This window comes from Serratia sp. BNK-33-b (genome assembly GCF_048684565.1).
GTDB lineage: Bacteria > Pseudomonadota > Gammaproteobacteria > Enterobacterales > Enterobacteriaceae > Serratia > Serratia marcescens.
In genome coordinates, this window is record NZ_JBLQTZ010000001.1 from 5,083,569 (window position 1) to 5,106,749 (window position 23,181).

The window sequence follows — 23,181 nt, forward strand, 5'->3', positions numbered from 1 at the left end:
GCATGAATGCAATTGCTGTAGCAGGGCCGGTGAGCGGGCGTCAACTGCACAAGTTTGGCGGCAGCAGTCTGGCGGATGTGAAGTGTTATCTGCGTGTGGCCGGGATTATGGCGGAATACAGCCAGCCGGGCGACATGATGGTGGTATCGGCCGCCGGCAGTACCACCAACCAGTTGATCAACTGGCTGAAGCTCAGCCAGAGCGATCGCCTGTCTGCGCACCAGGTGCAGCAGACGTTGCGTCGCTATCACAGCGATCTTATCAGCGGCCTGTTGCCGCCGGAAAGCGCCGAGCCGCTGATCGCCGAGTTCATTCAGGATCTGGAACGTCTGGCGGCGCTGCTGGACGGCAACGTCGACGACGTGTGCTATGCCGAAGTGGTCGGGCACGGCGAGATCTGGTCGGCGCGCCTGATGGCGGCGGTGCTCAACCATCTGGATATGCAGGCGGCCTGGCTGGACGCGCGTGATTTCCTGCGCGCCGAGCGCGCCGCGCAGCCGCAGGTGGATGAAGGCCGTTCTTACCCATTGCTGCAGCAATTGTTGGCTCAACATCCGGGCAAACGCCTGGTGGTGACCGGGTTCATTTCGCGCAATGACGCCGGGGAAACCGTGCTGTTGGGGCGTAACGGCAGCGACTACTCCGCCACTCAGGTCGGCGCGTTGGCCGGTGCTGCTCGCGTCACCATCTGGAGCGACGTGGCCGGGGTATACAGCGCCGATCCGCGCAAGGTGAAAGACGCCTGCCTGCTGCCGCTGCTGCGTCTGGACGAAGCCAGCGAGCTGGCGCGTCTGGCGGCGCCGGTGTTGCACACCCGTACTCTGCAGCCGGTCTCCGGCAGCGATATCGATCTTCAGCTGCGCTGCAGCTATCAGCCGGAGCAGGGCTCGACGCGCATCGAGCGCGTATTGGCGTCCGGTACCGGCGCCAAGATTGTCACCAGCCACGATGACGTGTGCCTGATTGAACTGCACGTCGCCGCTCAGCATGACTTCAAACTGGCGCAGAAAGAGTTGGATCTGGTGCTCAAGCGCGCGCAGATCAAACCGCTGGCGGTGGGCATCCACCCTGACCGCAATCGGGTGCAGCTGTGCTACACCTCCGAGGTGGTCAACAGCGCGCTGGTGACGCTGCAGGCCGCGGCGCTGCCAGGCGAGCTGCGCCTGCGCGAAGGGTTGGCGCTGGTGGCGATGGTCGGCGCCGGGGTGTGCAAGAACCCGCTGCACAGCCACCGTTTCTATCAGCAGTTGAAAGATCAGCCGGTCGAGTTCATCTGGCAGGCGGAAGATGGCATCAGCCTGGTGGCGGTATTGCGCCAGGGGCCGACCGCGCTGCTGATCCAGGGGCTGCACCAAAGCCTGTTCCGCGCCGAGAAGCGCATCGGTCTGGTGCTGTTCGGCAAGGGCAATATCGGATCCCGCTGGCTGGAGCTGTTCGCCCGTGAGCAGACCAATATCTCCGCGCGCAGCGGCTTCGAATTTATCCTGGCGGGGGTGGTGGACAGCCGCCGCAGCCTGCTGAACTATGACGGGCTGGACGCCAGCCGCGCGCTGGCATTCTTTGAGGACGAAGCGCAGGAGCTGGATGAAGAATCGCTGTTCCTGTGGATGCGTGCGCACCCGTTCGACGATCTGGTGGTGCTTGACGTGACCGCCAGCGAAGAGCTGGCCGGGCAGTATCTGGATTTCGCCAGCCACGGTTTCCACGTGATCAGCGCCAACAAGTTGGCGGGGGCCTCGTGCAGCGACAGCTATCGCCAAATTCGCGACGCCTTCGCCAAAACCGGCCGCCACTGGCTGTACAACGCCACCGTCGGCGCCGGCCTGCCGGTCAACCACACGGTGCGCGATCTGCGCGACAGCGGCGACAGCATTCTGGCGATCAGCGGCATCTTCTCCGGCACGCTCTCCTGGCTGTTCTTGCAGTATGACGGCACGGTGCCGTTTACCGAGCTGGTGGATCAGGCCTGGCAGCAGGGGCTCACCGAACCGGATCCGCGGGTCGATCTCTCCGGCCAGGACGTGATGCGCAAGCTGGTGATCCTGGCGCGCGAAGCGGGCTACGACATTGAACCGAACCAGGTGCGGGTCGAGTCGCTGGTGCCGGCGGGCTGCGAGCTGGGCTCCGTCGATCAGTTCTTCGAGAACGGTGAGGCGCTGAACCAGCAGATGCAGCAGCGCTTTGAGGCCGCCAGCGAAATGGGCCTGGTGCTGCGCCACGTGGCGCGTTTCGACGCCAACGGCAAGGCGCGGGTCGGCGTGGAGGCAGTGCGCCCTGAGCATCCTCTGGCCTCGCTGCTGCCGTGCGACAACGTGTTCGCCATCGAAAGCCGCTGGTATCGCGATAATCCGCTGGTGATCCGCGGGCCGGGCGCCGGCCGCGACGTCACCGCCGGCGCGATCCAGTCAGACCTTAACCGATTGGCGCAGCTGCTTTAATCCTCTGCGGGCGCGGGTTCACCGCGCCCCTTGGCTTTTCCTGCCATACTTATCTTTGTCGCGATCATGAAATTCCCTCGTTGAGCGGGTGAGGATTAATCATCTTATTCCCCTCATTTTCCTGTTGACTCTTTAGCCAACATGCGGCATTTTCTATCTAGACGTCTAAACGTATAGACGCTCATCAAGATGAAATAAAAACAGTGATCGATAAGAGGTGAGCAGGGTATGAGTTTTTTCCACGCAAACCAGCGGGAAGCGCTGAATCAGAGTCTGGCGGAGTTGAACGGCCAGATTAACGTATCATTCGAGTTCTTCCCGCCACGCACCAGCGAGATGGAAGAGACCCTGTGGCAGTCGATCGATCGTCTGAGCATCCTCAAACCTAAATTCGTTTCCGTCACCTACGGCGCCAACTCCGGCGAGCGCGATCGCACCCACAGCATCATCAAGGGGATCAAGGAGCGCACCGGCCTGGAGGCTGCGCCGCACCTGACCTGCATCGACGCCAGCCCGGCGCAGTTGCGCGACATCGCGACCGACTACTGGAACAGCGGCATCCGCCATATCGTGGCGCTGCGCGGCGATCTGCCGCCGGGCGGCGGCAAGCCGGACATGTACGCGACCGATCTGGTGGCGCTGTTGAAAGACGTGGGCGACTTCGACATTTCCGTCGCCGCCTACCCGGAAGTGCACCCGGAGGCGAAGAGCGCCCAGGCCGATTTGATTAACCTGAAACGCAAGATCGACGCCGGCGCCAGTCGCGCCATCACCCAGTTCTTCTTCGACGTTGAGAGCTACCTGCGCTTCCGCGACCGTTGCGTCGCCGCCGGTATCGACGTGGAAATCGTGCCGGGCATTCTGCCGGTGTCCAACTTCAAGCAACTGCAGCGCTTCGCCACCATGACCAATGTGCGGGTGCCAAGCTGGATGACCAGCATGTTCGAAGGGCTGGACGACGATGCGGAGACCCGCAAAATGGTCGGCGCCAACATCGCCATGGACATGGTGAAGATCCTCAGCCGCGAAGGGGTGAAAGATTTCCACTTCTATACGCTGAACCGCGCCGAGATGAGCTACGCCATCTGCCACACGCTGGGCGTGCGTCCGGTGGCCGCCGCCTGACGGGTCTGTTCCATTTAAAAGGGCGCCGCTTTACCGCGGCGCCCTTTTTTGTGGGGGAAGGCATAAAAAAACGGCCCCGATAAACGGGGCCGCGATGAGGCGCACTAGCCGGTGTTGCGCATCCCGGCGGCGACGCCGGCGATGGTGACCATCAGAGCCTGCTCTACGCGGGCGTCCGGCTGCTCCTGCTGGCGCGAACGGTGCAGCAATTCGGCCTGCAAGACGTTCAACGGGTCGGTATAAACGTTGCGCAGTGCGATGGATTCGGCGATCCACGGCAGGTCTTCCATCAGGTGCGCATCGTTGGCGATGGTCAGCACCACCTTGATGTCGCTTTCCAGCTGATCGCGCAGCTGTTGGCCCAGCGGCCACAGCGATTTATCCACCAGGCGCTGATCGTAGTATTCCGCCAGCCACAGGTCGGCCTTGGCGAACACCATTTCCAGCATGGCGATACGGGTGGAGAAGAATGGCCAGTCGCGGCACATCGCCTCCAGCTCCGCCTGTTTGCCGGCTTTCACCGCTTCCTGCAATCCGGCGCCGGCGCCGAGCCAGGCCGGCAGCATCAGGCGGTTCTGCGTCCAGGCGAAAATCCACGGAATGGCGCGCAGGCTCTCCACGCCGCCGTTCGGCTTGCGCTTGGCCGGGCGTGAGCCCAGCGGCAGTTTGCCCAGCTCCAGCTCCGGCGTGGCCGCGCGGAAGTAAGGCACGAAGTCCGGGTTTTCACGCACGTAGCCGCGATACATCCGGCAGGAGGTCTCGGACAGGTCGTCCATCAGCGCCCGCCATTCTTTCTTCGGTTCCGGCGGCGGCAGCAGGTTGGCCTCGAGGATCGCGCCGGCATACAGCGCCAGGCTGCTGATGGTGACTTCCGGCAGGCCGAACTTGAAGCGGATCATCTCGCCCTGTTCGGTGACGCGCAGGCCGCCCTTCAGGCTGCCCGGCGGCTGCGACAGCAGCGCCGCATGCGCCGGAGCGCCGCCGCGGCCGATGGAACCGCCGCGGCCGTGGAACAGCGTCAGCGCCACGCCGGCCTTTTCACAGGTTTTGATCAGCGCGTCCTGCGCGCGGTACTGCGCCCAGGAAGCGGCCATCACGCCGGCGTCTTTCGCCGAGTCGGAATAGCCGATCATCACCATCTGTTTGCCCTGGATGAAGCCGCGATACCAGTCGATGTTCAGCAACTGGGTCATCACGTCGTCGGCGTTGTTCAGGTCGTCGAGGGTTTCGAACAGCGGGGCGACCGGCAGCGCGAACGGGCAGCCGGCCTCTTTCAGCAGCAGGTGCACCGCCAGCACGTCGGAAGGCGTGCGCGCCATCGAAATCACATAGGCGGCGATCGAGCCCTGCGGCGCTTCGGCGATCACCCGGCAGGTTTCCAGCACTTCCTGCGTGTCGGCGCTCGGTTGCCATTTCAGCGGCACCAGCGGGCGTTTGGAGTTCAGCTCGCGGATCAGGAACGCCTGTTTATCGGCTTCCGACCAGCTTTCATAGTCGCCCAGCCCCAGATAGCGGGTCAGCTCGGCGATGGCTTCGGTATGGCGGGTGCTCTCCTGACGCACGTCGATGCGCACCAGCGGCACGCCGAAGCAGCGCACGCGGCGCAGGGTATCCAGCAGTTGACCGTTGGCGATGATGCCCATGCCGCAGGCCTGCAGCGACTGGTAGCAGGCATACAGCGGCTCCCACAGCTGCTCGTTGTTCACCAGCAGGTCGTGCGGTTTCAGCACGCGCTCGCCCTTCAGGCGGCCTTCAAGATAAGCTTGGGAACTCATCAGCTGGCTGCGCAGCTGCTTCATGATTTCGCGGTACGGCTCCTGCACCTCATCGCCGCCGGCGCGGGCGCGCAGCTCCGGGGTGCATTCGGTCATCGACAGCTCAGAGACCAGCACCTGGATATCGCGGGTGAACAGGTCGCAGGCTTTCCAGCGGCTGAGCAGCAGCACATGGCGGGTAATTTCGGCGGTCACGTTCGGGTTGCCGTCGCGATCGCCGCCCATCCAGGAGGTAAAGCGCACCGGCACCGCTTCCACCGGCAGGCTGTAATCGATGGAGTTTTCTAGCTGTTCGTTGAATTCGCGCAGGAACGCCGGCACGCCTTCCCACAGGCTGTTTTCCACCACCGCAAAGCCCCATTTGGCTTCGTCGATCGGGGAAGGGCGGTGTTTGCGAATTTCATCGGTGTGCCACGACTGGGCCACCAGCTGACGCAGGCGGCGCATGATCTTGTTGCGCTCGTAGTCGGCCAGATCGTTGTGATCGAGCTGGCTGAGGCAGGTGTTGACCTCCACCAGCTTGTGGATCAGGGTGCGGCGGGTGATCTCCGTCGGGTGCGCCGTCAGCACCAGCTCGATGGAGAGTTGCGATACCGCGTGCTGCAGCTCTTTGTCGCTGAGCTTTTTGTCTTTGAGACGGCTGAACAGTTGAGCCAGCGCTTCCGGATTGCTGGCGGCCTCGCCGTTGGGCGAAATGCTGTGGTACTGCTCGGCGACGTTGGTCAGGTTGAGGAACTGGCTGAAGGCGCGCGCCACCGGCAGCAGCTCGTCGTTGGACAAGTTCTGCAGGGTGGAGAGCAGCTCCTGGCGATGCGCTTCGTTGCCGGCGCGTGAGGATTTGGAAAGCTTACGGATGGTCTCAACGCGATCGAGAATATGCTCACCCAGCGCTTCTTTGATGGTATCGCCGAGCAATTTGCCGAGCATACTGACATTACTGCGCATTGCCGAATATTGTTCGTTCATATAACCCCTGACCCAGTTCTGTATGATTTTTATCTTGTAAATAAATTTCACGCGTCAGGCGCAGACCGCCTGCCTGATCACATCGCGTTCCTGTCCAATCGTCAATTGACACTATTTTTAGCAAAAAAACATCAAAATCGGCGCATTTTCTGAAATTTAATTACGGCGCGTCGGTTATCAGCACGGCTTATTTCGCCGTTTTCTACTTATTTTGAGTTAGGGGAAGCATAAAGCATTTCCCCTGTTAAATGTCGGGTTTATTGCCGGCAAAAGTGATTGACCAGCTGACCCAACAGTTTGCGCGTCGGTTCGATAAACGCGGTGTCGATGTACTCGTCCGGCTGGTGGGCCTGATCGATGGAGCCGGGGCCGAGCACCAGGGTCGGGCATACCTGTTGCACGAACGGCGCTTCGGTGCAGTAGTTGACCACCTGCGTGCGGGTGCCCAGCAGCTCCTCGATCACCGCCACCATGCGGTGGTCGGTCGGGCACTCGTAGCCCGGCACCGACGCATGCAGCTCTTCGATGGTCAGGCGGCCCGGCCAGCGTTGGCTCACCGGCTCCAGCGCCTGATGCATCAGTTCGTTAATGTTGTCGAGCGTCATGCCGGGCAGCGGGCGGATGTCCAGGTGCAGCTCGCAGCAGGCGCAGATGCGGTTGGCCGCGTCGCCGCCGCTGATATGGCCGAAGTTCATGGTGGGATAAGGCACGGCGAACGCCGGGTTGTTGTAGCGCTCCTGCAGGGTTTTGCGCAGCTCCATCAGGCGGCCGATGGATTCGTGCATCAGATCGATGGCGTTGACGCCGCGCGCCGGATCGCTGGAGTGGCCGGACTGGCCGACGATGCGAATGGCGTTGGCCATGTGGCCCTTGTGCGCGCGCACCGGCTGCAGCGAGGTCGGTTCGCCGATGATGGCGAAATCCGGCCGAATGGCGGTGGAGGCGGCGAAATAACGTGCGCCGGCCATCGTCGTTTCTTCATCTGCGGTCGCCAGAATGTACAGCGGCTTGGTCAGTTTGCTCGCGTCGATGTCGCGCACCGCGTCCAGAATAAAGGCGAAGAAGCCTTTCATGTCGGCGGTGCCCAGCCCGTAGAGCTTGTTGTCGTGCTCGGTCAGGGTGAAGGGATCGCGCGTCCAGCGGCCTTCGTCGTAAGGCACCGTATCGGTGTGGCCGGCCAGCAGCAGGCCGCCGCTGCCTTCGCCGATGCTGGCCAGCAGGTTGAATTTGTGGCGCGATTCCGGCACCGGCTGTACGTCGACGCGAAAGCCCAGGTCGGCAAACCATCCGGCCAGCAAGTTGATTAACGCCTCATTGCTCTGATCGAGGCCGGCATCGGTGGCGCTGATCGACGGAGTGGCGATCAACGCCCGGTACAGCTCAATAAATGGAGGTAATTTCATCTTCACTGTTGACAGCCTTTGGTTAGGATAGTATCAATATTCATGCATTTATTTTGAATAAAAATACAGTAAGCCGAAGCGTAAGGGAACCCGATACCCGGATGTTTATAAAAGCATCAACGCCTGGCTCCGTGGGTGAACGGCGCAACAACGCTGGCTAGCCCTGTTACCTGGGTCGCAAGCGACCGCACGTCAGTTTAGAAGGTGAAAGGCCACATGTTGAATACGCTGATCGTTGGTGCCAGCGGTTACGCCGGAGCGGAGCTCACGGCTTACCTGAATCGCCACCCACACATGAACATAACCGCTTTAGCGGTTTCAGCGCAAAGTGCAGATGCAGGAAAGTTGCTTTCCGATCTCCATCCCCAGTTGAAAGGCATCGTCGATCTGCCGCTGCAGCCGTTGACCGACGTCGCCAAGGCGGCGCAGGGCATCGACGTGGTGTTCCTCGCCACCGCTCATGCAGTCAGCCACGATATCGCACCGGCCTTCCTGGCGGCAGGCTGCGTGGTGTTCGATCTGTCCGGCGCCTTCCGCGTGCAGGATGCCGGTTTCTATAGCCAGTATTACGGTTTCGAACATCAGCATGGCGCCCTGCTGGAGCAGGCGGTGTACGGCCTGGCGGAGTGGCAGAGCGACAAGATCAAACAGGCGCAGCTGATCGCCGTGCCGGGCTGTTACCCGACGGCGGCGCAGCTGGCGCTGAAACCGTTAATCGAAAAACAGTTGCTGAATCTGGATCAGTGGCCGGTGATCAACGCCACCAGCGGCGTCAGCGGCGCCGGGCGCAAGGCCAGCATGACCACCAGTTTCTGCGAAGTGAGCCTGCAGCCGTACGGCATTTTCACTCACCGGCACCAGCCGGAGATCGCCGCGCACCTGGGCGTGCCGGTTATCTTTACGCCGCATCTGGGCAACTTCCCGCGCGGCATCCTTGAAACCATCACCTGCCGCCTGAAAGCCGGCGTGACCGCGCAGGACGTGGCCGCCGCCTATCACGCCGCGTATGACGACAAGCCGCTGGTGCGGTTGTACGACCAGGGCGTGCCGGCGCTGAAAGCGGTGGTGGGGCTGCCGTTCTGCGACATCGGCTTTGCGGTGCAGGGCGAGCATCTGATCGCCGTGGCGGCGGAAGACAACCTGCTGAAAGGCGCGGCGGCGCAGGCGGTGCAATGCCTGAATATCCGTTTCGGCTTCCCGGAAACCCAATCACTCCTTTAAACCAGCGTGAGTAAACAGCAATGAACCCGTTAATTATCAAGTTAGGTGGCGTGTTATTAGACAGTGAAGAAGCGCTGGAGCGTCTGTTTACCGCGTTGGACAGCTATCGGCAGCAGCACCAGCGCCCGTTGGTGATCGTCCACGGCGGCGGCTGCGTGGTGGACGAACTGATGAAGCAGCTCGCTTTGCCGGTGGTGAAAAAGAACGGCCTGCGGGTCACGCCGGCCGATCAGATCGACATCATCACCGGCGCGCTGGCCGGCACCGCCAACAAAACGCTGCTGGCGTGGGCGATTAAACACCAAATCAACGCCGTCGGCCTGAGCCTGGCGGACGGCGGCAGCGCGGTCGTGACCCCGCTCGATCCGGCATTGGGCCACGTCGGCAACGCGCAGCCCGGCTCGCCCGCGCTGCTCAATACCCTGCTGGGCGCCGGCTACCTGCCGGTTATCAGCTCCATCGGCATCACCGCCGAAGGGCAGTTAATGAACGTGAACGCCGATCAGGCGGCGACGGCGCTGGCTGCGACGCTGGGGGCGGATCTGATCCTGCTGTCGGACGTCAGCGGCATCCTCGACGGCAAGGGGCAACGCATTGCGGAAATGACGGCACAAAAAGCGGAACAACTGATCGCGCAAGGCATCATCACCGATGGTATGGTGGTGAAGGTGAATGCGGCGCTCGACGCCGCCCGCACCCTCGGCCGCCCGGTGGATATCGCCAGCTGGCGCCATGCCGATCAGCTTCCTGCTTTGTTTAACGGCGTGTCGATTGGCACCCGGATCCTCGCTTAATTTTAGAATTAGAAAGGAATAGATCATGCAAAACCAAGGCATCAAAAAAATCGTTCTGGCGTACTCCGGCGGCCTGGATACCTCGGCCATCATTCCATGGCTGAAAGAGAACTACGGCGGCTGTGAAGTGGTGGCGTTCGTGGCGGACATCGGCCAGGAGCGCAGCGATCTGGAAGGCGTGGAGCAAAAAGCCCTGCAGTCCGGTGCCTCTGAATGCCACGTGGTCGATCTGCGTGAAGAATTTATCCGCGATTACGTTTATCCGGTGCTGCAGACCGGCGCCCTGTACGAGGGCAGCTACCTGCTGGGCACCTCGATGGCGCGGCCGATCATCGCCAAGGCGCAGGTCGAGCTGGCGTTGAAAGTGGGCGCCGACGCGCTGTGCCACGGCGCAACCGGTAAAGGCAACGATCAGGTGCGTTTCGAAACCACCTACACCGCGCTGGCGCCGCAGTTGAAAGTGGTGGCGCCGTGGCGTGAGTGGAACCTGCGTTCCCGTGAAGCGCTGCTGGATTACCTGAAAGAGCGCAATATCCCGACCACCGCATCGCTGGAGAAAATCTACAGCCGCGATGAGAACGCCTGGCACATCTCCACCGAAGGCGGCGTGCTGGAAAGCCCGTGGAACGCGCCAAATAAGGATTGCTGGGTATGGACCGTCGATCCGCAGGAAGCGCCGGACCAGCCTGAGCAGGTGACCGTTACCGTCGAGAAAGGCCGCGTCGTGGCGGTTAACGGTAAAGCGCTGTCGCCGTACCAGTGCCTGGAAACCCTGAACGCGCTGGGCGCCAAGCACGGCGTCGGCCGTATCGACATCGTGGAAAACCGTCTGGTGGGCATCAAATCCCGCGGCTGCTATGAAACCCCGGGGGGCACCATCATGGTGGCGGCGCTGCGCGCCATCGAGCAGCTGGTGCTGGATCGCGACAGCTTCAAATGGCGCGAGCAGCTGGGCCTGGAGATGTCCTATGTGGTGTACGACGGCCGCTGGTTCGCGCCGCTGCGCCGCTCGCTGCAGGCCTCTGCCGAAGCATTGGCTGAAGAGGTGAACGGTGAAGTGGTGCTGCAGCTGTACAAAGGCCAGGTGACGGCGACCCAGAAAAAATCCGCCAACAGCCTGTACTCCGAAGAGTTCGCCACCTTCGGCGAAGACGAAGTTTACGATCACAGCCACGCGGGCGGCTTTATCCGTCTGTTCTCTCTGTCTTCACGCATTCGCGCGTTGAACGAGAAAAAGAATAAATAATCGATTGGCGTGACTCTGCAAGGGCGCAGCATGCTGCGCCCTTTCGCATAAAAATTCAGGAGTAAGATATGGCACTTTGGGGCGGACGGTTCACTCAGGCGGCGGATCAGCGGTTCAAACAACTCAATGATTCGCTGCGGTTCGATTATCGCCTGGCGGAGCAGGATATCGTGGGCTCGGTGGCCTGGTCGAAGGCGCTGGTGACCGTTAACGTGTTGACCGCAGCGGAGCAACAGCAGCTGGAGCAGGCGCTGAATGCGTTACTGAAGGAAGTCCAGGCCGATCCTTTGGCGATCGTCCAAAGCGATGCGGAAGACATCCACAGCTGGGTAGAGCAGAAGCTGATCGAGAAGGTCGGCGACTTGGGCAAGAAGCTGCACACCGGCCGCAGCCGCAACGATCAGGTCGCGACCGATCTGAAGCTGTGGTGCAAACAGCAGATCGGCGATCTGCATCAGGCGATCGTCCAACTGCAGCAGGCGCTGGTGGAGACCGCCGAAGCCAATCAGGATGCGGTGATGCCGGGGTATACCCACCTGCAACGCGCGCAGCCGGTGACTTTCGCGCACTGGTGCCTGGCCTATGTCGAGATGCTGGCGCGCGATGAGAGCCGTCTGCAGGATACCCTGAAACGGCTGGACGTCAGCCCGCTGGGCAGCGGCGCGCTGGCCGGCACCGCTTATCCTATCGATCGCGAGCAGCTGGCCGGCTGGCTGGGCTTCGCCTCGGCGACCCGCAACAGCCTGGACAGCGTCTCCGATCGTGATCACGTGCTGGAGCTGCTGTCCAACGCCGCCATCAGCATGGTTCACCTGTCGCGCTTCGCCGAAGATCTGATCTTCTTCAACAGCGGCGAGGCGGCGTTTGTCGAGCTGTCTGACCGCGTGACCTCCGGCTCTTCGCTGATGCCGCAGAAGAAAAACCCGGACGCGCTGGAGCTGATCCGCGGCAAGTGCGGCCGCGTACAGGGCGCGCTGACCGGCATGATGATGACGCTGAAAGGCCTGCCGCTGGCGTACAACAAAGACATGCAGGAAGACAAAGAAGGGCTGTTCGACGCGCTCGACACCTGGATGGACTGCCTGCAGATGGCGGCGCTGGTGCTGGACGGCATTCAGGTGAAGCGCCCGCGCTGCCGGGAAGCGGCGGAGCAGGGTTATGCGAATGCCACCGAGCTGGCGGACTACTTGGTCGCCAAAGGCGTGCCGTTCCGCGAAGCGCACCATATCGTCGGTGAGGCGGTGGTAGAAGCGATTCGCCAAGGCAAACCGCTGGAAGCGCTGCCGCTGGCGGATTTGCAGCAGTTCAGCGCGACGATCGGCGACGACGTCTATCCGATCCTGGCGTTGCAATCCTGCCTGGACAAGCGTGCGGCCAAAGGCGGCGTCGCGCCGCAGCAGGTCGCGGCGGCAATCGCCGCAGCGAAACAGCGTTTGGCTTGACGACGACAAGGGCGGCCTGGCGCCGCCCTTGAACCTTTACCCCGCCAGGCGTGCGCAGAGATAACGGTTCAGGCTCACGCCTTCTTCCATCGCGCCGATCGCCAGCCGGCGATGCTGTTCCGGCGTCATGCGCAGCACCAGTTTGCCGCTGAAATTTTTCTCCGCCAACGCCTGCGGCGGCGTTTCGCCTTGCGCCAGCATGTCGGCGATCGTTTCGCTCACCACTTTCTCGATACCCTCCAATGCGCCGGTACGCGTGGCGGCCAGCCAGGACAACGAGGGGAATTCGGCGCACAGCCCGACATATTCACGGTCTTGCGCTGACCAGGTGATGCGATAGGTATAGTGTTCATGCCTTTCCATGTTCTTCCTCCATTTTGGCTCCTTTCTTCATTTTAGTATCGCTATTGGTATCATTTCAATGTCGACGCATAAAAAATGAGCGTAGGAGGGCCGTGAGGCAAGAGGAGGGAGGAAATTGTGGAAAGTGCTGCGCAAAAAACCGGGCCTGAAGGCCCGGTGGGGATGAACGGAGAATAAGAGGTTACTCGCCCGGGCAGCGCTGGCAGCGCTCGATTTCGGCCGTGCCGAGTTTGAGCTTCGCCTGCAGGTCGCGCAGCGCGGTGCGCAAGCCTTCTTCGATCACCGGATGATAGAACGGCATGTCCAGCATCTGATCGACGGTCATCTGCTGCTGGTGCGCCCAGGCCAGCAGGTGCGCGATGTGTTCGGCGTCCGGGCCGATCATTTCCGCGCCGAGGAAACGGCCGGTGCCTTGCTCGCCGTAGACGTGCAGAATGCCTTTGTTGCGCAGCATCACCCGCGAGCGGCCCTGATTCTCAAACGAGACGTTGCCCACTTCAAAGCAGCCGCAGGCGCTGAACTTCTCGCTCAGCTCGCGGAAGGTTGAGCCGACCATGGCGATCTGCGGATCGGAGAACACCACCGAAATCGCGCTGCGGCGCAGACCCGGATTGATCTCCGGGAAGCTGCCGGCGTTGGCGCCGGCGATGCGCGCCTGATCGCTGGCCTCGTGCAGCAGCGGTAGTTGGTTGCTGGCGTCGCCGGCAATGAAAATATGCGACACGCTGGTTTGCATCGTCAGGCGGTCGGCCAGCGGCACGCCTCGGGCGTCGAGCTGCAAGCCGGTATTTTCGAGGCCTAACCGATCGACGTTGGGGCGGCGGCCGGTGGCGGCCAGCACGTAGTCCACCAGGATCTCCTGCGGTTGGCCCTGCAGATCCTGATAGCGGATAAATACGCGGTCGCCTTCGCGCTGCATCATCTCCACTTTCACGTCGGCGTCGAGGTAGAACTCTTCCCCCAGCGCCTTCGCAGCGTAATCGCGCACGGCGCTGTCGGTCAGCGGCCCGACGGCGCCGCCGATGCCGAATACCTTGGTGTCGACGCCGAGGCGGTGCAGCGCTTGCCCCAGCTCCAGCCCGATGACGCCGGGGCCGAATACCGCTACGGATTGCGGCAAGTCATCCCAGTTGAACACGTCGTCGTTGACGATCAGGCGATCGCCCAGTTCGTTCCACGGCGCCGGCCAGCTGGGGCGGGAACCAGTGGCGATCACGATACGCTGTGCCACGATGCGCGTATGGTCATCGACCTGCAGCGTGTTGTCGTCGATAAAGCGGGCATAGCCCTGAATTTTGTCGCCGGCCGGGATCTCGTCCACGCCTTCCAGCACGAAGCCGACGAAACGGTCGCGTTCGCGTTTGACGCGCGCCATCACCTCGCGCCCATCAATGCGCGTTTTGCCGGTTGGGTGCACGCCAAAGCCCGGTGCACGTTCGATTTGATGCACCGCTTCGGCGGCGGCGATCAATAATTTGGATGGCATGCAGCCAACGCGCGCACAGGTGGTGCCATAAGGCCCGCCTTCAATCATCACCACGCTGGGGGTAGACAGTTTGGCCGCGCGGTAGGCGCCGAGCCCTGCGGTGCCGCCGCCGATGACCGCGACATCAACGTTCAACAGTTTCATATCCGCTCCTGAAAGGTAAAAAAAGGGCGGGCCGTAGCCCGCCAAAGTTCACGTTGGCTTTGTTATTACTTATTAAGCTGACAGGAAGGTTTCCAGATCGTCGCTGCCGCCGATGTGACGACCGCCGATGAATACTTGCGGCACCGTGGCGCGGCCGCTGACGGCGCGCAGGCTGACGGTGGTGGCGTCTTTGCCCAGCACGATCTCTTCATACTGAATGCCACGCTCTTGCAGCATCTGCTTGGCTTTGGCGCAGAATGGGCAGCCCGGTTTGGTGAACAGAGAGACCGATTCCTGCACTTTGAATTCCGGCGCCAGGTATTTCAGCATGGTGTCGGCGTCGGACACTTCAAACGGGTCGCCCGGCTTGTTCGGCTCGACAAACATTTTCTCGACCACGCCGTTGCGTACCAGCATCGAGTAGCGCCATGAGCGAGGGCCAAAGCCCAGATCCGCTTTCTCGACCAGCATGTTCATGCCTTTGGTGAATTCACCGTTGCCGTCCGGTACGAAGGTGATGTTTTCCGCATGTTGGTCAGCTTTCCAGGCGTTCATGACGAAGGTGTCGTTCACGGAGACGCAAAGAATGCTGTCGACGCCGTGCTGCTTGAATACGCTGGACAGTTCGTTGTAGCGCGGCAGGTGGCTCGAAGAACAGGTCGGCGTGAACGCGCCCGGCAGCGAGAAAACAATGACGGTTTTGTTTTTGAACAGGTCATCAGTGGTCACATCAATCCATTGGTCGCCCTGACGGGTGTGGAAAGTAACCTGAGGAACTTTCTTGCCTTCTTGACTGGTAAACATTGATTAACCCCTTAATTAGGAAAAGTAATTTTTAGCATTTAGCGCGATATCGCTTCGTTGGGACACATTATTGTCGCTGGGGCTTGATAGATCTAATCGCTCATTGCTATCTTATCTATCGCCATGAGCTATCATGGAATGGAGGGAAACAATGAATATTCGTGATTTAGAGTATCTGGTCGCCTTGGCCGAGCACCGGCACTTCCGCCGCGCGGCCGATTCATGCCATGTAAGCCAACCCACGCTGAGCGGGCAGATCCGCAAGCTGGAAGACGAGTTGGGCGTCATGCTGCTCGAGCGCACCAGCCGCAAGGTGCTGTTCACCCAGGCGGGTCTGTTGCTGGTGGAGCAGGCGCGTACCGTGCTGCGCGAAGTGAAAGTGTTGAAGGAGATGGCCAGCCAGCAGGGCGAAGCCATGTCCGGGCCGCTGCACATCGGCCTGATCCCGACCGTGGGGCCTTATCTGCTGCCGCAGATCATACCGACACTGCACAAAACCTTCCCGAAACTGGAAATGTACCTGCACGAAGCGCAAACCCACCAACTGCTGGCGCAACTCGACAGCGGCAAACTGGACTGCGCCATTCTGGCGTTGGTGAAGGAAACCGAGGCGTTTATCGAAGTGCCTCTGTTCGATGAACCGATGAAGCTGGCGGTGTATTCCGATCACCCGTGGGCGCAGCGCGAGCGCGTGGCGATGCCGGATTTGGCGGGAGAGAAGCTGCTGATGCTGGAAGATGGCCACTGCCTGCGCGATCAGGCGATGGGCTTCTGCTTCCAGGCGGGCGCAGACGAAGATACTCACTTCCGCGCCACCAGTCTGGAAACGTTGCGCAATATGGTCGCTGCCGGCAGCGGCATTACCCTGCTGCCGTCACTGGCGGTGCCGCCGCAGCGCGAACGCGACGGCGTGTGCTATCTGGATTGCTACAAGCCGGAACCGAAGCGCACCATCGCGTTGGTATATCGCCCCGGTTCCCCACTGCGCAGCCGTTATGAGCAGTTGGCCGAAGCGATCCGCGAGCACATGCAGGGCTACATCGACAGCGCGTTAAAACAGGCGGTTTAAGCCGTTAAGCGCCGCCACCCGGTAGGCTTCGGCCATGGTCGGATAGTTGAAGGTCGTATTAACGAAATACTCGATAGTATTGCCTTCACCTTTCTGTTCCATGATCGCCTGACCGATGTGGATGATCTCCGCCGCACGCTCGCCGAAGCAGTGGATCCCGAGGATCTGCAGGGTGTCGCGATGGAACAGGATCTTCAGACTGCCGACGTTCATCCCGGCGATCTGCGCGCGCGCCAGATGCTTGAACTGGGCGCGGCCCACTTCATACGGCACTTTCATCGCCGTCAGTTCCTGCTCGGTTTTGCCGACGGAGCTGATTTCCGGAATGGTGTAGATGCCGGTCGGGATATCTTCGATTAGATGGCCGCTGGCTTCGCCGGAAGCGATCGCCTGGGCGGCGATGCGGCCCTGATCGTAGGCGGCGGAAGCCAGGCTCGGATAGCCGATCACGTCACCGACCGCGTAGATGTGCGACAGCGCGGTTTGATACATGCTGTTCACCTTCAGCAACCCGCGGCTGTCCGACTCCAGACCGACGTTCTCCAACCCCAACGAATCGGTGTTGCCGGTACGGCCGTTGGCGTACAGCAGGCAGTCCGCTTTCACCTTCTTGCCGGACTTCAGGTGCACGATCACGCCGTCTTCGGTGCCTTCGATCTTCTCGAATTCTTCGTTGTGGCGGATCACCACGCCGTTGTTCCAGAAGTGATAAGAGAGCGAATCCGACATCTCTTGATCGAGGAACGCCAGCAGGCGATCGCGGGTGTTGATCAGATCCACCTTGACGTTCAGACCGCGGAAGATAGACGCATATTCACAGCCGATCACCCCGGCGCCGTAAATGATCACGTGGCGCGGTTCATGGCTCAGCTCGAGAATGGAGTCGCTGTCGTAGATGCGCGGGTGATTGAAATCGACGCTGGCCGGATGGTAAGGGCGCGAGCCGCAGGCGATCACGATGTGGTCGGCGCGGATGGTGTCCTGGGTGCCGTCCATGTAGCTGACGCTGACGGTGTTGGCGTCGATGAAGCGTGCGTCGCCGGCGAACAGTTTGCACTGGTTCCGCTCATAAAACCCTTGGCGCATGCGGGTCTGCTGGCTGATGACGTTATCGGCGTGGCGTAAAATGTCAGGGAAGGTCGCGCTGAGCGTGCGCGAGTTGTTGTAAAGCGTGTTCTGGTTGAATTCGATAATGCGGCTGACGGCGTGGCGGAGGGCTTTGGAAGGGATGGTGCCCCAGTGGGTACATCCGCCGCCTACGTTGTTGTACCGTTCGATAACGGCCACGCGGGCGCCCTGTTTCACCAGCCCCATGGCGGCACCTTCACCACCAGGGCCCGAGCCAATCACAATGGCATCAAATTGATAGTGCTGTTGCATGTAGGAGAGACCTGTTTTTTTATACAAGATTACAACGGTATCTTAACATCATAGCGCTGCTCACCCAATCACCATTAGGCTTTTTGAGTCAAAGCACAATCGGCTCAGGGCGGAAGTGTGATAGAGCGCGTTAGTATAAATGCTGTTGCAATAAAATTTGCTATATTGCCGAGTCTAGGGCGTTAGACTGAGAGAATGGAACCTATCCGGATATGCATATGGGCGTCAGAGCACAACAAAAAGAACGGACTCGTCGTTCCCTGATCGAAGCCGCATTCAGCCAGCTGAGCGCCGAACGCAGTTTCGCCAGCCTGAGCCTGCGGGAAGTTTCACGCGAGGCGGGCATCGCGCCCACGTCGTTTTACCGCCATTTCCGCGACGTGGATGAGCTGGGGCTGACCATGGTGGATGAAAGCGGCCTGATGCTGCGTCAGTTGATGCGCCAGGCGCGCCAACGCATCGCCAAGGGCGGCAGCGTGATCCGCACCTCGGTGTCCACCTTTATGGAATTTATCGGCAACAACCCGAACGCCTTCCGCCTGCTGCTGCGCGAGCGCTCCGGCACGTCGGCGGCATTTCGTGCGGCGGTGGCGCGCGAGATCCAGCATTTCATCGCCGAACTGGCGGACTACCTCGAGTTGGAAAACCACATGCCGCGCAGCTTTACCGAAGCGCAGGCGGAAGCGATGGTCACCATCGTGTTCAGCGCCGGCGCGGAAGCGCTGGATATCGACGTCGAGCAGCGGCAGCAGCTGGAAGAACGGCTGGTGCTGCAGCTGCGGATGATCTCCAAAGGGGCGTATTACTGGTATCGTCGCGAACAAGAAAAAGCTTCTGTGTCCCACGTATAAAAAAGGTAAACAATGATGGAAAAACCAGGCCGTGAAAATGGCACCTTACTGCTGGCGTTGATTGCCGGCCTTTCGATCAACGGTTCCTTTGCAGCGCTGTTCAGCTCGGTGGTGCCGTTTTCGATCTTCCCGCTGATCGCGTTGGTGCTGGCGGTGTACTGTCTGCATCAGCGTTACCTGAACCGCGCCATGCCGGACGGCATGCCGAAGCTGGCGGCGGCCTGCTTCCTGTTGGGGCTGCTGATGTACAGCGCCATCGTGCGCGCCGAATACCCGCAGATCGGCTCCAACTTCCTGCCGTCGGTGATCTGTGTGGCGCTGGTGCTGTGGATCGGGGTCAAGCTGAAGGCGCGCAAGGCGCTGGATGCGCCGACTCAAGAGCCGTAATGAAACGGGGCGCCATCATGGCGCCCCTGTCGTATCAGCGGTGTTTTTCCAGCAACACGCCGCATTCCATGTGATGGGTATACGGGAACTGGTCGAACAGCGCCAGGCGGCTGACCCGGTGCGTGGCCTGCAGCGTTTCCAGGTTGGCGCACAGCGTTTCCGGATTGCATGAAATATACAGAATGCGCGGGTAAGCTTGCACCATCTTCACCGTTTCCGCGTCCAGCCCGCTGCGCGGCGGATCGACGAAAATCGTCTCGCAGTTGTAGCCGCTCAGATCGATGCCTTTCAACCGGTTGAATTCGCGTACTCCGTTCATCGCCTGAGTGAAGTCTTCTGCCGCCATGCGGATGATCTGCACGTTGTCGATATGGTTGGCGGCGATGTTGTACTGCGCCGCCGCCACCGACGGCTTGGCGATCTCGGTCGCCAGCACGCGCTCGAAATTGCGCGCCAACGCCAGCGAGAAGTTGCCGTTGCCGCAGTACAGCTCCAGTAAATCGCCTTTGGAACCGGCGGTGACCGCTAGCGCCCATTCCAGCATCTGTACGTTCATGGCCGCGTTGGGTTGAGTAAAGCTGTTTTCCACCTGGCGATAGATCATATCGCGGCCGGCGACCGTCAGCACTTCGTCAACATAATCCTGGTCGAGCATGATTTTGGTCTTCGACGCCCGGCCGATCAACTGCAGGTCGAAACCCTGCGCGCGCAGCTCGTCGCGCAGTTGCTCGGCGCGCTGCTGCCAAGCTTCATCCAGCTTGCGGTGGTACAGCAGCGAGGCGATGATTTTACCGCTTTGCGTCGACAGATAATCGATCTGGAACAGCTTGTGACGCAGGATCGGCTCCGGTTTCAGCGCGGCGATCAGGGCGCTCATCAGGCGGTTGATCAGTTCGCTGGCGGCCGGGAATTGATCGACGCGAATACGCTGCTTGGTCTGCTGATCGAACATGATGTGGTACATGTCGTCCGCGTCGTGCCAGATGCGGAACTCGGCGCGCATGCGGTAGTGGTCGACTGGCGAGCGGAACACTTCCGGCTCGGGCGCCGCGAACGGTGACATCAACGTCTTCAGGCGGGCGACTTTCTCCGCCAGTTGGTCATCGTAACGTTCAATAGGCAAATTCTCGGGCGTCATGTGTGTCTTCTCGTCAGGCAAATTTGATCAGCGGGGATTGTAGGGAATCAGCCCGTGAAGTCCAGTTTTGTCGCGTTTATTATTTGTAACATTAATAGCAGTCTAGACATCTATTTGCATTGATCGTAGCATTGCCGTCCGGCCTCAAGCAGCGAGTGAAAAGGGAATCCGGTGTGAATCCGGAGCTGACGCGCAGCGGTAAGGGGAAGTCACGGCGATAGCGTTTCGACGCAGACACTGTCCATTGCAGGATGGGAAGTCATCGCCCGTTGCCGGCCGCGCCCCGCGGCCCGCAAATCCCAAGCCCGAAGACCTGCCGGTGTTACGTCGCAATGTCCGTGGCCGTCGCGAACTACCGGCCATGATCCTGCGGCATCCGCCAATTAAGTTTGGATGCTTTTCTCATGACAATTACAAAAAATACGCTGCTGGCGGTGGTCTCCTCCGTCACGGCTTTTTCTGGATGGGCGCAAGACAACACCACAGCCACGAATGGCGATAACCTGGTGGTGACCGCCAACCGCTTCCCGCAGCCGGTTTCTTCCGTATTGGCGCCGACCTCCGTCGTCACCCGTAACGATATCGATCGCTGGCAGGCCAAGAGCCTGACCGACGTGATGCGCCGTTTGCCGGGCGTGGACGTTGGCCAAAACGGCGGGTTGGGGCAAAAGAGCTCGCTGTTTATTCGCGGCACCAATTCCAGCCACGTGCTGGTGCTAATTGACGGCATTCGCCTTAATCAGGCGGGCGTCAGCGGCTCTTCCGATCTCAGCCAAATCCCGATTTCTCTGGTGCAGAAAGTCGAATACATTCGCGGCCCGCGTTCGGCGGTATACGGTTCCGACGCCATCGGCGGCGTAGTCAACATCATTACCACGCGTGAAAAGAACGGTACTACGCTCTCAGCCGGCGTCGGCTCCAACGGCTATCAATCCTATGACGCGTCGACTCAACAGCCGTTGGGCGACAGCACCGTGGCGACGGTGGCGGGTGACTACACCTACACCAAAGGGTATGACGTGGTGGCCTACGGCAGCACCGGCATGCAAAGCCAGCAGGATCGCGATGGCTTTATGAGTAAGTCGCTGTATGGTGCGCTTGAGCACCAGTTCAGCGAATCGGTCAGCGGTTTTGTGCGCGGGTATGGTTACGACAACCGCACGGCGTATGATAGTTATTATTCCTCACCGACCAGCCCTCTGCTGGATACGCGCAAACTGTATAGCCAAACCTGGGATACCGGATTGCGCTATAAAGAAGGCATTTACGCAACACAAGTGATTGGCAGCTACAGCCATAGCAAGGATTACGATTACGATCCTCGCCTCGGCATGCATGACAGCTCGGCCAGCCTGGTGGATTCCGAACAGTACAACCTGCAGTGGGGCAATACGCTGCAGGTTGGACAGGGTACCGTAAGCGCTGGCGTCGACTGGCAGCAACAGAAAATCAAACCGGATTCCACCACCGTGAAGGGTGAAAAAAGCCAACGTGATGCAGGCATCTACCTGACCGCGCAGCAACTGGTTGGCCCGGTAACGCTGGAAGGCGCGGTTCGAGGTGACGATCATTCCGAGTTTGGCTGGCATGGCACCTGGCAAACCAGCGCGGCCTGGGAATTCGTCGAGGGATACCGTTTTATCGCGTCGTATGGCACGGCGTTCAAAGCACCGAATATGAGCCAGCTATACGGCAACTTCGGTAACAACACCGATCTGAAACCGGAAGAAAGCAAGCAGTGGGAAGGTGGCTTTGAAGGGCTGACCGGCCCGGTGACCTGGCGCATCTCCGGTTATCGCAACGACATCGACAATTTGATCGATTCCACGGGGGAAACCAACTACGTCTATTACAACGTGGGTAAGGCGACCATCAAAGGGATTGAAGCTACGGCCTCGTTTGATACCGGCCCGTTGACGCATCAGATTGGTTATGACTATGTCGATCCTCGCAACGCCAAGACCAATGAAGTGCTGCTGCGGCGCGCCAAGCAGCAGGTGAAATATGAGCTGGACTGGCAGCTGTATGACTTTGACTGGGCGGTGACTTATCAATATCTGGGTCAACGTTATGACAAGGATTACAGTACCTATCCGGAACAAAGCGTTAAACTTGGCGGCGTGAGCCTGTGGGATCTCGCAGTTTCGTATCCGGTCACATCTCATCTGACAGTTCGTGGTAGAATTGCCAACCTGTTTGATAAAGATTATGAGACGGCCTATGGCTACGCTACTCCAGGAAGAGAATACTACCTCACTGGAAGCTATACCTTCTAACAGCACCGCCACACCTCGCCCGACGGTGCTGGTTTTCGATTCCGGCGTCGGCGGGCTGTCGGTGTATCAGGAGATTCGGCAGTTGCTGCCGGATCTCCACTATATATATGCGTTCGACAACGTGGCGTTCCCCTACGGCGAGAAGTCCGAAGAGTTTATCGTTGAGCGCGTGCTGGAGATTGTCGGCGCGGTGCAGCAGCGTCATCCTCTGGCGATTGTCGTCATTGCCTGCAACACCGCCAGCACCGTTTCCTTGCCGGCCTTGCGCGAGCGTTTCAGTTTCCCTGTCGTGGGCGTGGTGCCCGCCATCAAACCGGCGGCCCGTCTTACCGTCAACGGCATTGTCGGCCTGTTGGCGACCCGCGGCACCGTACAGCGCAGCTACACCCACGAACTGATTTCCCGTTTCGCCACCGACTGCAAGATTGAACTGCTGGGCTCTTCAGAGCTGGTGGAGCTGGCGGAGGCCAAGCTCCACGGCGAAGCCGTACCGCTGCCGGTGCTGAAGAAGATCCTGCATCCGTGGCTGAGCATGCGCGAGCCGCCGGATACGGTCGTTCTGGGCTGCACCCATTTCCCTCTTTTAGCTGAAGAGCTGATGCAGGTGTTGCCGGAAGGCACTCGGCTGGTGGATTCCGGCGCGGCGATTGCCCGTCGCACCGCTTGGCTCATCTCTACGCAGGAAAACCTGGTCTCGAGCCAGGAAGAGAATCTGGCGTATTGCATGGCGTTAAATGAAGATACTGACGCTTTATTGCCCGTTTTGCAGGGCTATGGCTTTAAATCGTTGAAAAAACTGCCGCTTTAACGGTGTTTTGGTCAAACATTCAACGGTTGGAAAAAATATTGAAAATAGGGGTTGCGGCCTGCCGA

At 60.3% G+C, this 23,181-nt stretch carries 18 protein-coding genes and 1 riboswitch; of the genes, 11 read left to right on the forward strand and 7 right to left on the reverse strand.

Annotated elements, in window-relative coordinates; translation table 11 throughout:
• The first annotated feature begins 2 nt into the window (after positions 1-2).
• Positions 3-2,438, forward strand: a complete 2,436-nt coding sequence (locus ACMGGK_RS24525) for a bifunctional aspartate kinase/homoserine dehydrogenase II (protein WP_049299575.1) — start codon at positions 3-5, stop codon at positions 2,436-2,438.
• 228 nt (positions 2,439-2,666) lie between these two features.
• Positions 2,667-3,563 carry a methylenetetrahydrofolate reductase gene (gene metF / locus ACMGGK_RS24530; protein ID WP_004931071.1) on the forward strand — a complete coding sequence of 299 codons (897 nt, stop codon included), beginning with the start codon at positions 2,667-2,669 and terminating at the stop codon, positions 3,561-3,563.
• Positions 3,564-3,667: 104 nt separating this feature from the next.
• On the opposite strand, the gene ppc is transcribed toward metF, so the two are convergent.
• Both ppc and argE read right to left on the reverse strand, forming a co-directional pair.
• Positions 3,668-6,304, reverse strand: coding sequence for a phosphoenolpyruvate carboxylase (gene ppc / locus ACMGGK_RS24535; RefSeq protein WP_004931070.1), 2,637 nt, complete (start codon positions 6,302-6,304; stop codon positions 3,668-3,670).
• A gap of 257 nt (positions 6,305-6,561) precedes the next feature.
• A complete protein-coding gene (argE, locus tag ACMGGK_RS24540) occupies positions 6,562-7,707 on the reverse strand; it encodes an acetylornithine deacetylase (protein WP_015379410.1) in 1,146 nt (381 codons plus the stop codon).
• Between the two features lie 216 nt (positions 7,708-7,923).
• On the opposite strand from argE, the gene argC reads away from it, so the two are divergent.
• The 4 genes from argC to argH all read left to right on the forward strand — a co-directional run bounded on the left by argC (position 7,924) and on the right by argH (position 12,410).
• Positions 7,924-8,928 carry an N-acetyl-gamma-glutamyl-phosphate reductase gene (gene argC / locus ACMGGK_RS24545; RefSeq protein ID WP_420277417.1) on the forward strand — a complete coding sequence of 335 codons (1,005 nt, stop codon included), beginning with the start codon at positions 7,924-7,926 and terminating at the stop codon, positions 8,926-8,928.
• A 20-nt stretch (positions 8,929-8,948) separates the two neighbouring features.
• The gene (gene argB, locus ACMGGK_RS24550; protein ID WP_016929723.1) at positions 8,949-9,722 is read left to right on the forward strand and encodes an acetylglutamate kinase; all 774 of its coding nucleotides are present in this window, start codon (positions 8,949-8,951) and stop codon (positions 9,720-9,722) included.
• A 25-nt stretch (positions 9,723-9,747) separates the two neighbouring features.
• On the forward strand, positions 9,748-10,968 hold the full coding sequence (locus ACMGGK_RS24555; protein WP_004931061.1) for an argininosuccinate synthase: 1,221 nt from the start codon (positions 9,748-9,750) through the stop codon (positions 10,966-10,968).
• 68 nt (positions 10,969-11,036) lie between these two features.
• On the forward strand, positions 11,037-12,410 hold the full coding sequence (gene argH / locus ACMGGK_RS24560; protein ID WP_016929724.1) for an argininosuccinate lyase: 1,374 nt from the start codon (positions 11,037-11,039) through the stop codon (positions 12,408-12,410).
• Between the two features lie 36 nt (positions 12,411-12,446).
• On the opposite strand, the gene ACMGGK_RS24565 is transcribed toward argH, so the two are convergent.
• The 3 genes from ACMGGK_RS24565 to ACMGGK_RS24575 all read right to left on the reverse strand — a co-directional run bounded on the left by ACMGGK_RS24565 (position 12,447) and on the right by ACMGGK_RS24575 (position 15,207).
• Entirely contained in the window at positions 12,447-12,773 is a 327-nt protein-coding gene (locus ACMGGK_RS24565) for a type II toxin-antitoxin system HicB family antitoxin (RefSeq protein WP_049299577.1), read from the reverse strand.
• 181 nt (positions 12,774-12,954) lie between these two features.
• The gene (locus tag ACMGGK_RS24570; RefSeq protein WP_420277419.1) at positions 12,955-14,403 is read right to left on the reverse strand and encodes a dihydrolipoyl dehydrogenase; all 1,449 of its coding nucleotides are present in this window, start codon (positions 14,401-14,403) and stop codon (positions 12,955-12,957) included.
• A gap of 72 nt (positions 14,404-14,475) precedes the next feature.
• Positions 14,476-15,207 carry a glutathione peroxidase gene (locus tag ACMGGK_RS24575; RefSeq protein ID WP_015379403.1) on the reverse strand — a complete coding sequence of 244 codons (732 nt, stop codon included), beginning with the start codon at positions 15,205-15,207 and terminating at the stop codon, positions 14,476-14,478.
• A 151-nt stretch (positions 15,208-15,358) separates the two neighbouring features.
• On the opposite strand from ACMGGK_RS24575, the gene oxyR reads away from it, so the two are divergent.
• Entirely contained in the window at positions 15,359-16,276 is a 918-nt protein-coding gene (oxyR, locus tag ACMGGK_RS24580) for a DNA-binding transcriptional regulator OxyR (protein WP_015379402.1), read from the forward strand.
• Here oxyR and sthA read toward each other — a convergent pair.
• Positions 16,259-17,656, reverse strand: a complete 1,398-nt coding sequence (gene sthA, locus ACMGGK_RS24585) for a Si-specific NAD(P)(+) transhydrogenase (RefSeq protein ID WP_420277421.1) — start codon at positions 17,654-17,656, stop codon at positions 16,259-16,261. The two genes, oxyR and sthA, sit on opposite strands and share 18 nt — an antisense overlap.
• 218 nt (positions 17,657-17,874) lie before the next feature.
• Between sthA and fabR the strand changes: the two genes are divergently transcribed.
• Positions 17,875-18,507 (forward strand): HTH-type transcriptional repressor FabR, encoded by a 633-nt coding sequence (fabR, locus tag ACMGGK_RS24590; protein ID WP_004931044.1) that lies wholly within the window; start codon positions 17,875-17,877, stop codon positions 18,505-18,507.
• A gap of 15 nt (positions 18,508-18,522) precedes the next feature.
• On the forward strand, positions 18,523-18,894 hold the full coding sequence (locus ACMGGK_RS24595; RefSeq protein WP_004931042.1) for a YijD family membrane protein: 372 nt from the start codon (positions 18,523-18,525) through the stop codon (positions 18,892-18,894).
• Positions 18,895-18,928: 34 nt separating this feature from the next.
• Here the strand turns inward: ACMGGK_RS24595 and trmA are convergent, their stop codons facing one another.
• The gene (trmA, locus tag ACMGGK_RS24600) at positions 18,929-20,032 is read right to left on the reverse strand and encodes a tRNA (uridine(54)-C5)-methyltransferase TrmA (RefSeq protein ID WP_049299579.1); all 1,104 of its coding nucleotides are present in this window, start codon (positions 20,030-20,032) and stop codon (positions 18,929-18,931) included.
• A 122-nt stretch (positions 20,033-20,154) separates the two neighbouring features.
• Positions 20,155-20,368, forward strand: a riboswitch (cobalamin riboswitch).
• A gap of 68 nt (positions 20,369-20,436) precedes the next feature.
• On the opposite strand from trmA, the gene btuB reads away from it, so the two are divergent.
• Together btuB and murI are read left to right on the forward strand one after the other, a co-directional pair.
• On the forward strand, positions 20,437-22,308 hold the full coding sequence (gene btuB, locus ACMGGK_RS24605; RefSeq protein ID WP_016929730.1) for a TonB-dependent vitamin B12 receptor BtuB: 1,872 nt from the start codon (positions 20,437-20,439) through the stop codon (positions 22,306-22,308).
• Positions 22,253-23,116, forward strand: coding sequence for a glutamate racemase (gene murI, locus ACMGGK_RS24610; protein ID WP_025921004.1), 864 nt, complete (start codon positions 22,253-22,255; stop codon positions 23,114-23,116). The genes btuB and murI overlap by 56 nt, the downstream gene beginning before the upstream one ends.
• The last annotated feature ends 65 nt before the right edge of the window (positions 23,117-23,181 follow it).